The sequence below is a fragment of the Nocardia sp. NPDC050710 genome, from assembly GCF_040654375.1.
GTDB lineage: Bacteria > Actinomycetota > Actinomycetes > Mycobacteriales > Mycobacteriaceae > Nocardia.
Genome location: NZ_JBFAHV010000007.1, coordinates 167483 through 180187, shown reverse-complemented (window position 1 = coordinate 180187; position 12705 = coordinate 167483). Strand labels below are relative to the sequence as shown.

General features: G+C 68.1%; 11 protein-coding genes. 7 read left to right on the top strand and 4 right to left on the bottom strand.

Going from position 1 to position 12705, the window contains the following annotated elements; translation table 11 throughout:
• Positions 1-37 precede the first annotated feature (37 nt).
• On the bottom strand, positions 38-1039 hold the full coding sequence (locus AB0H61_RS15785) for a methylenetetrahydrofolate reductase (protein ID WP_357304317.1): 1002 nt from the start codon (positions 1037-1039) through the stop codon (positions 38-40).
• A gap of 322 nt (positions 1040-1361) precedes the next feature.
• On the opposite strand from AB0H61_RS15785, the gene AB0H61_RS15780 reads away from it, so the two are divergent.
• The 5 genes from AB0H61_RS15780 (at position 1362) to AB0H61_RS15760 (ending at position 7211) form a co-directional block, all read left to right on the top strand.
• Complete coding sequence (locus AB0H61_RS15780; RefSeq protein WP_357304530.1) at positions 1362-2435, top strand: polyprenyl synthetase family protein; 1074 nt, start codon at positions 1362-1364, stop codon at positions 2433-2435.
• Positions 2432-2638 carry a hypothetical protein gene (locus AB0H61_RS15775; RefSeq protein ID WP_357304314.1) on the top strand — a complete coding sequence of 69 codons (207 nt, stop codon included), beginning with the start codon at positions 2432-2434 and terminating at the stop codon, positions 2636-2638. Before AB0H61_RS15780 ends, AB0H61_RS15775 begins: the two co-directional genes overlap by 4 nt.
• Before the next feature lie 157 nt (positions 2639-2795).
• Positions 2796-4379, top strand: a complete 1584-nt coding sequence (gene crtI, locus AB0H61_RS15770) for a phytoene desaturase family protein (RefSeq protein WP_357304312.1) — start codon at positions 2796-2798, stop codon at positions 4377-4379.
• Positions 4380-4443: 64 nt separating this feature from the next.
• Entirely contained in the window at positions 4444-6144 is a 1701-nt protein-coding gene (locus AB0H61_RS15765) for an alpha-(1->6)-mannopyranosyltransferase A (RefSeq protein WP_357304309.1), read from the top strand.
• Positions 6145-6200: 56 nt separating this feature from the next.
• Positions 6201-7211 (top strand): phytoene/squalene synthase family protein, encoded by a 1011-nt coding sequence (locus AB0H61_RS15760; protein WP_357304527.1) that lies wholly within the window; start codon positions 6201-6203, stop codon positions 7209-7211.
• 12 nt (positions 7212-7223) lie between these two features.
• Here AB0H61_RS15760 and AB0H61_RS15755 read toward each other — a convergent pair whose 3' ends face one another.
• Complete coding sequence (locus AB0H61_RS15755; protein WP_357304307.1) at positions 7224-7592, bottom strand: Rv2175c family DNA-binding protein; 369 nt, start codon at positions 7590-7592, stop codon at positions 7224-7226.
• 201 nt (positions 7593-7793) lie between these two features.
• Here AB0H61_RS15755 and pknB point away from each other — a divergent pair, with 201 nt between their 5' ends.
• Positions 7794-9761 carry a Stk1 family PASTA domain-containing Ser/Thr kinase gene (pknB, locus tag AB0H61_RS15750; RefSeq protein WP_357304304.1) on the top strand — a complete coding sequence of 656 codons (1968 nt, stop codon included), beginning with the start codon at positions 7794-7796 and terminating at the stop codon, positions 9759-9761.
• A 59-nt stretch (positions 9762-9820) separates the two neighbouring features.
• Here the strand turns inward: pknB and AB0H61_RS15745 are convergent, their stop codons facing one another.
• Complete coding sequence (locus AB0H61_RS15745) at positions 9821-11209, bottom strand: class II 3-deoxy-7-phosphoheptulonate synthase (protein ID WP_357304301.1); 1389 nt, start codon at positions 11207-11209, stop codon at positions 9821-9823.
• 217 nt (positions 11210-11426) lie between these two features.
• Entirely contained in the window at positions 11427-11597 is a 171-nt protein-coding gene (locus AB0H61_RS15740) for an HNH endonuclease (protein ID WP_357304524.1), read from the bottom strand.
• Positions 11598-11985: 388 nt separating this feature from the next.
• Here AB0H61_RS15740 and AB0H61_RS15735 point away from each other — a divergent pair, with 388 nt between their 5' ends.
• On the top strand, positions 11986-12474 hold the full coding sequence (locus AB0H61_RS15735) for a polyadenylate-specific 3'-exoribonuclease AS (RefSeq protein ID WP_357304299.1): 489 nt from the start codon (positions 11986-11988) through the stop codon (positions 12472-12474).
• Positions 12475-12705: the final 231 nt, after the last annotated feature.

The following is a 12705-nucleotide window of genomic DNA, read 5'->3' as shown; positions in this document are numbered from 1 at the left end:
AGCCGACATCGGTCGGCCGCCGACTCGCCCCGCCTGGCTACGCGCTCATCGGGGCAGCGGTTACGCCATAACCCAGGTTGGTCAGCACCTCGCTGGTCGCCTTCGCGAAGTTGAGCGTGATGAAATGCAGGCACGGGGCGCCCTCGTCGATCAGGCGTTGCGCCATCTCGGTGGCGATCTCGATGCCGACCTCGCGAACCGCGGCGCGGTTCTCCTCCGGACCGTCGCCCGCTGCCTTGGTCAACCGTTCCAGCACCGGCGCGGGCAGCGGACGCCCGCACAGCTCCTCGGCCCGCTGCACGGTGCGCAGCGAGGTGATCGGCATCAGCTCCGGGATGATCGGCTTGGCGCCCTCGACCGGGTCGAAGGCGACGATCCGATCCCGCAACCGCAGATAATGTTCGACGTCGAAGAACATCTGGGTGATCGAATACTCCGCGCCTGCCCGCAGTTTCGACGCCAGGTACTCGGTGTCGTAGTCGAGATCCGGTGAACGGTGGTGGCCCTGCGGGAACGAGGCCACGCCGACGTGGAAGTCCCCGAGATCGCGCACGATCCGCACCAACTCTTCGGCGTACTCCACGCCGTCGGGGTGTTTGCGCCACTCGCCGAGCGGGTCGCCCGGCGGGTCGCCACGCAGCACCAGAATATTGCGGATACCGGAGTCGGCGTAGGCGCCGACCAGCGATCGCAGCTCGGCCACGCTGTGCCCGACCGCGGTCAGGTGCGCCACCGGCAGCAGGGTGGTCTCCTGCGCCAGCTGGCCGGTGACCCGGACGGTGCGATCCTTGGTGGAGCCGCCCGCTCCATAGGTCATGGAGACGAAGGCCGGGTGCATGCGCTCGAACTCGCGGGCCGCCCGCCACAGCCGGTTCTCACCCGCGGCGTCACGCGGCGGGTTGAACTCGACCGAGAACGGCACGGCGCGCCCCGAATGCACCTGCAAGCTCTGCACAACCGAAGGCGTTCCAGAGACGTTCGGTGGCGTCGGGGACGGGCGCCCAGGGGTCGAGCGTCCCCGTACGGAATCGAAAGTCACCGATTCAGTGTAGAGGTGCCGGTAGACCGACATGCCGAGCGCGTCGCGCGCGGCCCCCGGCATAGGCGTCCCGACCGCAGACGTCCGGGACGGCACGCGTATTCTTGGCACTTGGGCAGTACCCTCGCGACGGCCTGATCGGCGCGTGTGCATCGCACCGAAACCGGCACGCCCGAGCAATACGAGACCATTCGCCACGCTCGACCGGCGCGGCCCACCCGAATGACCTTGGAGGTTCCAACTGTCCGCCGGACCCGGTAGCCCGACGCGCAACCCGTCGGCGGCGCTCCACGGAACCGCCGACGGGGCGGCACCGGCGACCCTGGGCTCGCCCGCCTTCGTCGCCGCCACCGAGGCCGCCCTCGCCGATTTCTTCACCTCCCGCCGGGCCACCGTCGATCAACTCGGACCGAGCTTCGTCGAGGCGGCCGCGGCACTCGAACTTTTCGTGCTGCGCGGCGGCAAACGGACCCGGCCCGCGTTCGCGTGGATCGGCTGGCAGGGTGCGGGCGGTGACGCCGACGGACCCGACGCCGAGGCGGTATTGAGCGCGTGTGCCGCACTCGAACTCGTGCAGGCGTGCGCGCTCATCCACGACGACATCATCGATTCCTCGCGCACCCGCCGCCGGTTCCCCACCGTCCACGTCGACTTCGAACAGCGGCACCGCGAGCGGGGCTGGGCGGGCGATTCCGCGCACTTCGGCACCAGCGTGGCCATTCTGATCGGCGATCTCGCGCTGGCCTGGGCCGACGATATGGTGCACGCCTCCGGCCTCGACAATGCCGCCATCGCCCGCTTCGCGCCGGTCTGGGCGCTGATGCGCACCGAGGTACTCGGCGGGCAGCTGCTCGACATCAACGGCCACGCGGGCAGCGACGAATCCGTCGAGGCCGCGCTGCGCATCAACCGCTACAAGACCGCCGCCTATACCGTCGAGCGCCCGCTGCACCTCGGTGCCGCGATCGCCGACGCCGACCCGGCCCTGGTCGAGGCCTACCGGGAGTTCGGCACCGATATCGGCATCGCCTTCCAGCTCCGCGACGACCTGCTGGGCGTTTTCGGCGATCCCGAGGTCACCGGCAAACCGTCCGGTGACGATCTGCGCGAGGGCAAGCGAACCGTCCTGCTGGCCGAGGCGCTGCAGCGCGCCGACGCCACCGATCCGCTCGCCGCGAAACTGCTGCGCACCAGCATCGGCACCGATCTTGGTGCCGATGACGTAGAACGCTTGCGCGCCCTGCTCACCGAGCTCGGCGCCGTCGACGATGTGGAACGCCGCATCGCCGATCTCACCGACCGCGGCCTTGCCGCCATCGAAACCAGCTCGGCCACCCCATCCGCCAAGGAGAAACTGCGCGCGATGGCGCTGGCCGCAACCAGGAGGACCGCATGAAAGCCGTCATGGGACCAGCCGATCGCGTCATCGCCGTCGGTGCGGGCCCGGCACCCCGCTCCACCGGCAAACGCCGGGGACGCACCGCCGTGCAGACCGAGCGCCGCATGATCATGGGCGCCGGCCTGCCTGCGCGCCGCGCCATCCGACTACCCAGGTCCTGTGCCGCGGCGCCCGCCGAAGAGCACACCGACAACGAGTGAGACCCGCTGCGGGAGAACCGGTCACGGCCGCTGTCCCGCGCGGAATGCGACAAAGCCCGGGCAGCGTTATCCGCGGTCCGGATCTTTGTTGTCCGCTGATCGCGGGCGGAAGGTGTCGATGCGCGGCGTGCCGCGACACCGCGGCAAGGAGATTCTGATGAAAACCGTTGCGGGACCGACCGATCACGTGGTCGTGGTGGGTGCGGGACTGTCCGGGCTGGCGGCCGCGCTGTACCTGACCGGCGCCGGACGCACCGTCACCCTGCTCGAGCGTGCCGATCACCCCGGCGGCCGAGTCGGCCGATACATCGGCCCGGACTACGAGATCGATTCCGGTGCAACGGTATTGACCCTGCCAGAGCTCATCACCGACGCGTTGGCCGCGGTCGGGAGCACGCCGGAGACCTGCACACCCCCGCTGCGCATCCACCAACTCGCCCCGAGCTACCACGCGCGCTTCGCCGATCATTCGGCCATCCGGGTCTTCGCCGACCCGGACCGGATGGCCGACGAGGTCGAGCGCACCTGCGGCCCCGGCGAGGCCCGCGGCTATCGGCGCCTGCGGGACTGGCTCGCGCGCATCTACCGGGCCGAATTCACCGAATTCATGGACACCAATTTCGATTCGCCGCTGGATATGATCCGGCTCCCCGAGAAACGAGCCGCGCTCGTGGATCTGGTGCGCCTCGGCGGATTCGGCAGGCTCGGACCGCGCGTCGCCCGGTTCCTGCGCGATCCGCGGCTGGCCCGGCTGTTCACCTTTCAGGCGCTCTACGCCGGGATGCCACCGGCCGAGGCGCTGGCCGTATACGGCGCGATCCCGCATATGGACACCTCGCTCGGCGTCTACTTCCCCGAGGGCGGGATGCGCGCCATCGCGGTCGCCATGGCCGACGCCTTCACCCGGGCAGGCGGCACACTCGAGCTGAACACCGAGGTGGTCGGACTCGAATACGAGGAGAACCGGGCCCGCCGGATCCGACTGGCGGACGGCCGCGCGGTGGACTGCGATGCGGTGGTGCTGACCGCCGACCTCGGCTCCATCGAACGGTTCGGTGTGCGCCGCAGGCGCTGGTTGCGAGCCGCACCGTCGGCGGTCGTCGCGCACGGCACCATTCCGGCCGCTATCGCGGCCCGCTGGCCGGTGCAGGCGCATCACACGATCGACTTCGGCGCGGCCTGGGACCGCACCTTCGCCGAAATCGCGGCGCGGCGCGGTCGCGGCACACTGATGACCGATCCGTCGCTGCTACTGACCCGCCCCGCGCTCACCGATCCGAACCTGTTCATCGAACGCCCGGACGGCAGATACGAACCCTTCTCCCTGCTGGCGCCCTGCCCGAATCTCGACTCGGCGCCGCTGGATTGGCCTCGCCTTGGCCCGTCCTACCTGCGTGAACTCCTCGGCGTCCTGGAAGGGCGCGGCTACCACGGCATCGCCGAACACTTCATCGTCGATCATCTCGACACGCCGCGGACGTGGCGCGATCAAGGCATGCTTGCGGGCACTCCGTTCTCCGCGGCACACCTGTTCCGACAGACCGGACCATTTCGCCCGCGCAATTTTCCGCGTTCCAGCGACAATGTGGTTATCGCTGGTTGCGGCACCACGCCGGGTGTCGGAGTGCCGACCGCACTGCTGTCCGGGAAACTGGCGGCAAACAGGATTACCGGCGGCGACCGGAATGGCCGGGATGAAACCCCACGTACCAGCGGGATAGTGTTCCCGGCGAACCATTAAACTGATCGCCGACCTATTCGCTCGCGGTTGCGACCGCCGACCTTGCCGGGGGGACCGACACCACATGCCACCCCCCGAGACGCATGCCGAGACCTTGACCACCGGACCCCGCGATACCGCGACCCGTAACTCGAGCGTCGCCACCGCATCCCGATCGACCGGCACAGCGGGCCTGCGCTCGCGCCTGCAGACCTACGCCGATTTCGTCCGCAGCCCGGAGGGCCACGCCGCGCTGCTCGGCCTGTTCGGCGCGGTGCTGATCACCTTCGGCGGCTTCGGCGCGGGCAGTGTGCGTAAGCGCGATCCCCTGCTCGAAGGCCTACACCTGTCCTGGCTGCGCTTCGGCCACGGCTACGCGCTGTCCACCATGGTGATCTGGGTCGGCGTACTGCTGATGATCACCGCATGGGTGCGGCTGGGCCGGACCACCATCGGTCTCGGCGATCGCCCGGACGCGGGCGTCACGCTGAACGAACTGCGCGCCATCGTCGGGATCTGGATCTTCCCGCTGCTGTTCGCGGTGCCGATGTTCAGTCGCGACGCCTACTCCTATCTGGCACAGGGCGCGTTGCTACGCGACGGATTCGACCCCTACCAGGTCGGCCCGGTCGCCAATCCCGGTGTGCTGCTGGACAATGTGAGCCCGGTCTGGACCACCACCACCGCCCCGTACGGTCCGGTCTTCCTGCTGCTCGGCCGCGCCATCACCGCCATCACCAGTGACAACGTGATCGCGGGCACCATCGCGCTGCGGCTGGTCATGCTGCCAGGGCTGGCGCTGATGATGTGGGCGGTGCCGTATCTGACCAAACACCTCGGCGGTAAACCGACGGTCGCGTTGTGGCTGGCGGTCCTCAATCCGCTGGTGCTGATCCATCTGATCGGCGGCGTGCACAACGAGATGCTGATGGTCGGCCTGATGTGCGCGGGTATCGCGCTGGTGCTGGAGCGCCATCACGTGGCGGGCATCGTGGTCGTCGCGATCGGTGTGGCGATCAAGGCGACTGCGGGCATTGCGCTGCCCTTCCTGGTGTGGATCTGGATGCTGCACGAGAAGGAACGCCGTGCCGCCCAACGCGCGGGCATCGATCCGGCGAATGTGCAGGACTCCGAACACGACGATGCCGCCCGCGCCTCCCAGGACATGCCGCATCCGGCGTTGATGTTCGCCAAGATCGCCGGACTCGGACTCAGCGTCTTCGCGGTGGTCTTCGTCGCGGCCTCGGCCATCGCGGGCGTCGGCATCGGCTGGCTCACCGCGCTGTCGGGCTCGAAGAAGATCATCAACTGGCTGTCGCTGCCGACGATCATGGCGCACGCGCTCACCTGGATCACCCCGTTCGGCATGGATCCGGTCCTGGTGGTGACCCGCGCGCTGTGCGCGCTGGCCCTGGTCGCGGTGCTGGTCTGGACCTGGTGGCGGTTCCGGTACAGCGAGCGCGAGGCGGTGCTCGGCATTCTCATCGCATTCGTCGCCATTGTCATCCTGTCCCCCGCCGCGCTGCCCTGGTACTACTCCTGGCCGCTGGCGCTGGCCGCGGGCTTCGCGCTCTCGACCACCACACTGATGGTGCTGGTCGGCGTGTGTACCTGGCTGATGCTGGTGTTCCAGCCGGACGGATCGATCGGGCTCTACAACTTCTGGCACGTCGCGGCCGCGACCTTCGCCGCCGTGGTGGCGGCGCTGTCGCTGCGCAAGGTGGACCCGCTGCGGCTGCGGGCCACCCCGCCCGCCGAGAGCCCCGCCCCCGCCGTCCGGTCATGACCGGCGCCGAACTCGCACCCGGCGGCCTGTTCGGCGGTGCGGGGTTCCCGAATGACATGCCGGGCGAATTCTCCGGTGCCGCAGGGCAACCGCGCGAACCCCACCTGCGCGACGCCTACCGCACCTGCCGACACGTCGCCGCCGAACACGGACGCACCTACTTCCTCGCGACCCGGCTACTGAGCGCGCCACGAAGACCGGCCGTTCACGCGCTGTACGCGTTCGCCCGGATGGTGGACGACATCGTCGACTGTTCGGAGCCGACAACGGCGCAGATCGGGTCACGACCGCAACTCCGGGCGCGCGGGGACGGCCGCGCACCCGAACCCGCCGCCGAACTCGATCTGATCGAACGGCAGCTCCGGACCACGCTGGAACGCGGCGTCGACGCGGTGCCCGCCTCGGCGCGCGATCAGATCCTGCTGGCCCTGGCCGACACCATCCGGCGGTACGGCATTGCCCCCCGGCACTTCTGGACGTTCCTGGACTCCATGCGCATGGACATTCCCGGCACCCCGAACTTCCGTGACCGCTACGCCACCATGGCCGAGCTGCGCGAATATATGCGCGGGTCGGCGGCAGCGATCGGCCTGCAATTGCTGCCGATACTCGGAACCGTGGTGCCGGTGCCCGAAGCCGAACCCGCGGCCGCCGCGCTCGGCGAGGCCTTCCAGCTCACGAACTTCCTGCGCGATATCGGCGAGGACCTCGACCGCGGCCGCGTCTACCTGCCCGCCGACGAACTCGCCGTCTTCGGGGTCGATCACGACCTGCTCGCGCACTGCCATCGCCGCGGCGCCATCGACCCGCGGGTGCGCCGGGCCCTGGCCCACCTGATCGCACTCAACCGCGACATCTATCGCCGAGCGAACCCCGGCATCGAACTGCTCGAGCCCCGGGTCCGCCCCGCCATCCGCACCGCGAGCACCCTCTACGCCGCCATACTCGACCGCATCGAATCCAACGACTACGAGGTCTTCCGCGCCCGCGCCATCGTCGCGCGCCACCGGCGTCTCGCGGTCGCGGCCACCGAATTCACCGCGGCCGCATTACACCGAGCCCGCTGACGGCACGGCCGACTAGAACGGATCGGCGGCGGCGCGGCGCAGTACCTCGCGCGCCAGCGGTCCGTGCAGGGCGTCGACCGGCTTGCCGGGCAGGCTGTCGTCCTCGGTGAAGATCCATTCCAGGATCTCCTCGTCGGTGTACTTGCCGTCCTTCATGACGGTGATCAACCCGGGCAGCGGCTTCACCACCGCGCCGGTCTCGTCGAAGAACCGCTCGGGAATGCCGATGACGCCGGCACGTCGCACGGCGAGTAGTTGGTGGTCGCGCAGCATCTGATGCACCCGGGTCACCACAATCCCGAGATTGTCGGCCACCTCGGGTAGCGGCAGCAGGGCCACCGACTCCGGAAGGACGTCATCGCTGCAGGGAAATGCACTCACCGGGATAACGGTAGACCGTACGGAATCGCGCATTGTGAGACACCCGGGGCGAACTCGGCGCCAACGGGCGAGCCAGCCCGCCGAGCCGCCGGGGCAGGCAGCCAAACACAGTTACGATCGTGGGGAGCCGCACCGGGCGGCCGGTCACTTGTCGGCCTATCGGCGAGGGGTGAGAACTTTGTGAAAGCCGGAGGACATCACTTGATCGGGCAGATGCTGGAAGGGCGCTACCGGATTGACGCGCCGATCGCGCGCGGCGGGATGTCGATGGTCTTCCGCGGTGTGGACACTCGCCTCGATCGCCCTGTCGCCATCAAGGTGATGGATCCGAAGTTCGCCGCCGATCCCCAGTTCCTCTCGCGCTTCGAATTCGAGGCGCGTGCGGTGGCCAAGCTCAAACACCCGTCCCTGGTCGCGGTGTACGACCAGGGCGTGGACGGCGATTGCCCGTTCCTGATCATGGAGCTGGTGGAGGGCGGCACGCTGCGCGAACTGCTGCGCGAGCGCGGCCCGATGCCCCCGCACGCGGTGCGCGCGGTTGCCGAGCCGGTCCTGGCGGCCATCGGTGTGGCACACGCGGCGGGCCTGGTACACCGTGACATCAAGCCGGAGAACGTGTTGATCTCCGATTCCGGCGATGTGAAGATCGCCGACTTCGGGCTCGTACGCGCGGTCGCGGCCGCGAATACCACCTCGGCCAGCGTAATTCTCGGAACCGCCGCCTATCTCTCCCCCGAGCAGGTGACGGCGGGCACCGCGGATTCCCGTAGCGACGTCTACTCGTTCGGCGTGTTGATCTTCGAGCTGCTGACCGGCCGGGTCCCGTTCATCGGCGATACCTCGCTGTCGGTGGCGTATCAGCGCATCGAGAACGACGTGCCGAGCCCGAGCCAGTTCATCTCCGGGGTGCCGCCGGAGTTCGACGAGCTGGTGGCCGGGGCCACCGCACGGGAGCCTGCGCACCGCTTCGCCGACGCCACCGAGATGGCGGCCCAGCTGCGCTCCATCGCGACCGCGTTGAATCTGCCCCCGTATCGGGTGCCGGCGCCGCAGGAGTCGGCCGAACATCTGAGCGCCGGCTTCACCTCGGTCGCGGATCCGGATTACGGCCGCCCGGCCCCGACACCGCGCCCGGGCGCCGATCCGCACACGCCACAACCGGTGCAGCACACCAAGGTGGTCACCGCGGCGCGACCGCGGGTACCGGATTACGGACCGCCCGGCGGGCACGATCCGCAATCCGCCGCCCTGCGCCAGCCCGCGCCGTATCAGGACTTCGTGCCGGATCCGCAGCGCTCGCGGCGCACCACCTTGCTGTGGGTCGCGATCGTGGCCATTCTGACCCTGATCGTCGGGGTCGGCGGCTGGTGGCTCGGGGTCGGCAGATATTCCGCGGTGCCGCCGATCGCCGGACTCACCACCGATCAGGCGACCGTCGCCCTCCAGGAGGCGGGCTTCGAAACCGATATCAGGCAGAAGGCGTCGGACACCATCCCGGTCGGCGGCGTGGTCGGCAGCGACCCCGCAGCCGGATCCCGGGTCACCAAGGGTTCCACGGTGTCGGTGCTGGTCTCCAGTGGCAAACCGGCGGTGCCGCAGGTCAAGCCCGGTGACGATGTGAAGAAGGTCAACCAGCTCATCCGGGATGCCGGACTGCAACCGGTGGACGCGGGCGAAACCGGAAGTCAGGCGCCCAAGGGCAGTCTCGCGCGGGTCGATCCGGGGCCGGGCACGGTGCTCCCGATGGGCGCGCAGGTCAAGGTCTTCCGCAGCAACGGCGCACAGCCGGTCAAGGTCCCCGATGTGCGCGGCAAGACCGCCGAGGAGGCCATGCGGGCGCTCACCGCCGCCGGCATCAAGGTGCGCGAAACCCGCACCGAATACGACAAGGCCATCGAGGCCGACCAGGTCATCGGCACCGACCCCGCGGCGGGCAGCACCGTCAGCTCCGGTGACGGTGTGGCGCTGATCGTCTCCAACTCGGTGAAGCTGCCGTTCCTGGTCGGTCAGAGCGTCGGGGACGCCCGTGAGAAGCTGGTGGCCCTCGGGCTGAACGTGCAGGTCCAGCAGCTGACTCCGTCGGACAATTCGGTGGTGATCGGTCAGAGTCCCGGCGCGGGCAGTAAGACCGCCCCCGGCAGCACGGTCACCCTGACCGCACTCCCCTAGACGCTCTGACAGGCCGAATGCGGCGCCGGATCACCCGACGCCGCATTCGAATCCGTTTCTCAGCGCAGCATTTCCGCGACGAGGAAGGCCAATTCGAGTGACTGCTGGGTGTTCAGGCGCGGGTCGCACGCCGTCTCGTAGCGGTCGTTGAGATCCAGGTCGGAGATATCCTGGGCGCCGCCGAGGCATTCGGTGACGTTCTCGCCGGTGAGCTCGATGTGCAGGCCGCCCGGGTGGGTGCCCAGCGCGTGGTGCACCTCGAAGAAGCCCTGCACCTCGTCGACGATCCGGTCGAAGTGGCGGGTCTTGTAGCCCGTGGAGGCCTCATGGGTGTTGCCGTGCATGGGGTCGCACTGCCAGATGACCTGGTGGCCGGTGGCCTGGACCTTCTCGACGATGGGCGGCAGCACATCGCGCACCTTGGTATTGCCCATGCGCGAGACGATCGTCAGCCTGCCCGGCTCGTTGTTCGGGTCGAGTCGCTCGACGTACTCCACGGCCTGATCCGGCGAGGTGGTGGGGCCGATCTTGAGACCGATGGGGTTGGCCAGCAGCTCCGCGAACGCGATATGCGCGCCATCCAGCTGACGGGTCCGCTCGCCGATCCACAGGAAGTGCGCGGACAGGTCGTAGAGCACCGGTTCGCCGGTCGACGGATTCTCGCCGAGACGCAGCATCGCGCGCTCGTAGTCGAGCACCAGCGCCTCGTGACTGGCGTAGATGCGGGCCGACTGCAAGCTCGGGTCGTTCACCCGGCAGGCGTTCATGAAGGCGAGGCCGCGATCGATCTCCCACGCCAGGGCCTCGTAGCGGGCGCCCGCGGGCGACTGGGCGACGAAGTCACGGTTCCAGTCGTGCACCTTGTGCAGATCGGCCATGCCCGCGCCGGTCAGCGCGCGCACCAGGTTCATCGCGGCGCTGGCGTTGGCATAGGCGCGGACCAGGCGGGACGGATCGTGCTCACGCATCGATGCGTCGGCAACCAGCGAGTTCACCATGTCGCCGCGGTAGGACTTGAGGCCGAGCGCATCGGTGTCGGCGGAGCGCGGCTTCGCATACTGGCCCGCGATCCGCGCGACCTTGACCACCGGCAGGCTGGCGCCGTAGGTCAGCACTACCGCCATCTGCAGTAGGGTCCGGATATTGCCGCGGATATGCGGTTCGGTGTTGTCGGCGAAGGTCTCCGCGCAGTCACCTCCCTGCATGAGGAAGGCCTCGCCCCTCGCCACCTCGGCCAGCCGCACGCGCAGCTCCTCGACCTCGGCGGGTACGCAGATCGGCGGCACACTCTCCAGCACGGTGCGCATATTCGCCGCCTGCTCGGGGTCCCACGACGGCTGTTGTAGCGCGGGCCGGGCCAGCGCGTCGTCCAGACGTCTACGCAACTCGTCGGGGAGCGGCGGAAGTTCCGGCAAACGATCGATGGGTACGTCGACGGTCCAGTTCACGAGTCCAGCTTACGGACCGCGCGGTCGCGGAGATACCCGGAGGTAGGGGTGGACTGATTGCCACCGGGGGGCGAAAAACCAACCCCAGGAACCCTTGCGCAATCCCCGCCGCGCTCCCGACATAGGGTTGGCACTCATGTGGAGCTTCAACAGGCGCCGCGCATTCGACACGGCGCCCGTCGACTTCCGGCTCAGATCACACCGCGCTGTCTTCGCATCAGCCGTACTGCTCGATGATTTCCCGAGCCCACATAACCAGATCTGCTACTCGCCGACCAGTCGGCTGCCCGGTCGACCACAATTCCAGGTTTTCGGGTCGGTTATCGAGTTTGTCACCATTGATATGATGAACATTCTCGCCCGGACGAAGCTTGTGATCAGCTTCGATTCAATCACCAATCGATGCTCCAGCACCCGACCACCCGCTTCGAGCCGAAGCATCCGGTATCCACAACTCGAAATTCGAATACCGTCGTGAGAGCTGTTCCTTTTGCGATCCGGCGTACCCCTTCCGGCGCAGCCTCGACCGATCCCCAACGTCGTATTTTTCGCATATGCGGCATGCATATGCGATGCTTCAGAATCGCCGGGCGAGAACAACCTCGATGGAGCATCGAAGATGTTCTCGTTCAAGGTCAGCTGATGTGCGTGCTGCACATCCCGCGATGGAGCGCAACCCTGGAACAATCAGAAGAACTGCAATCAGACCGATTCACAAAGACACCCCCAGGAAGTTGAAATGTATTACAGCATGATATCAGAAGGGCGGGAAGCGCTTGCGCTATTTTTATGATGCAGAATTCATCGAAGACGGCAACACGATCGACCTCATCTCGATCGGATTTGTCTGCGAGGATGGTCGCGAATACTATGCCGTCTCGACCGAATTCGACCCGGAGCGTGCCGGCCCTTGGGTACGCAAATACGTGCTGCCCCAGCTGCCGCCGCCGTCGTCGCCGCTGTGGCGCAGCCGCGAACAAATCCGCAACGACCTCTACAAATTCCTGGTCCCCCGCCCCACCGTGCAGCCCGAACTGTGGGCCTGGGTCGGCGCGTACGACCATGTCGCGCTCTGCCAACTGTGGGGCTCCATGATCGATCTTCCCAACACCCTTCCCCGCTACACCAACGAACTCCGCCAGCACTGGGAGTACCACGGCCGCCCGGAGTTGCCCCCGGTCCCGCCGGACGCCCACGACGCGTTGGCCGACGCCCGCCACAACCTGGCTAAATTCGAGGCGATCGAGGCAGCGCGCCGCCGCTGAGTATTCCGGTGCTGTCATCCGGTGCGACAACGGCACTCGAAGGCAGATGACCGGGGGACCAGTAATGCAGGAGCAATCGTGGGACCGGCGACGGCCCAGGGGCCGATGGTGCGGGTCACGGCCGTGGCCGACTGGCTGACTGCACCGATCGGACAGTGGAGGGATCGCCCGGCGGACGCCCAGCCCCCGAGTCGGAAAACGCAAAGGCCCCGAGCCGGATTCGACTCGGGG

What these genes read in the sequence shown, in the direction of transcription:
- AB0H61_RS15775 (WP_357304314.1), top strand. Translation starts at nt 2,432, where the DNA reads ATGAAAGCCGTCATGGGACCAGCCGATCGCGTCATCGCCGTCGGTGCG.
- crtI (WP_357304312.1), top strand. Translation starts at nt 2,796, where the DNA reads ATGAAAACCGTTGCGGGACCGACCGATCACGTGGTCGTGGTGGGTGCG.
- AB0H61_RS15765 (WP_357304309.1), top strand. Translation starts at nt 4,444, where the DNA reads ATGCCACCCCCCGAGACGCATGCCGAGACCTTGACCACCGGACCCCGC.
- AB0H61_RS15760 (WP_357304527.1), top strand. Translation starts at nt 6,201, where the DNA reads ATGCCGGGCGAATTCTCCGGTGCCGCAGGGCAACCGCGCGAACCCCAC.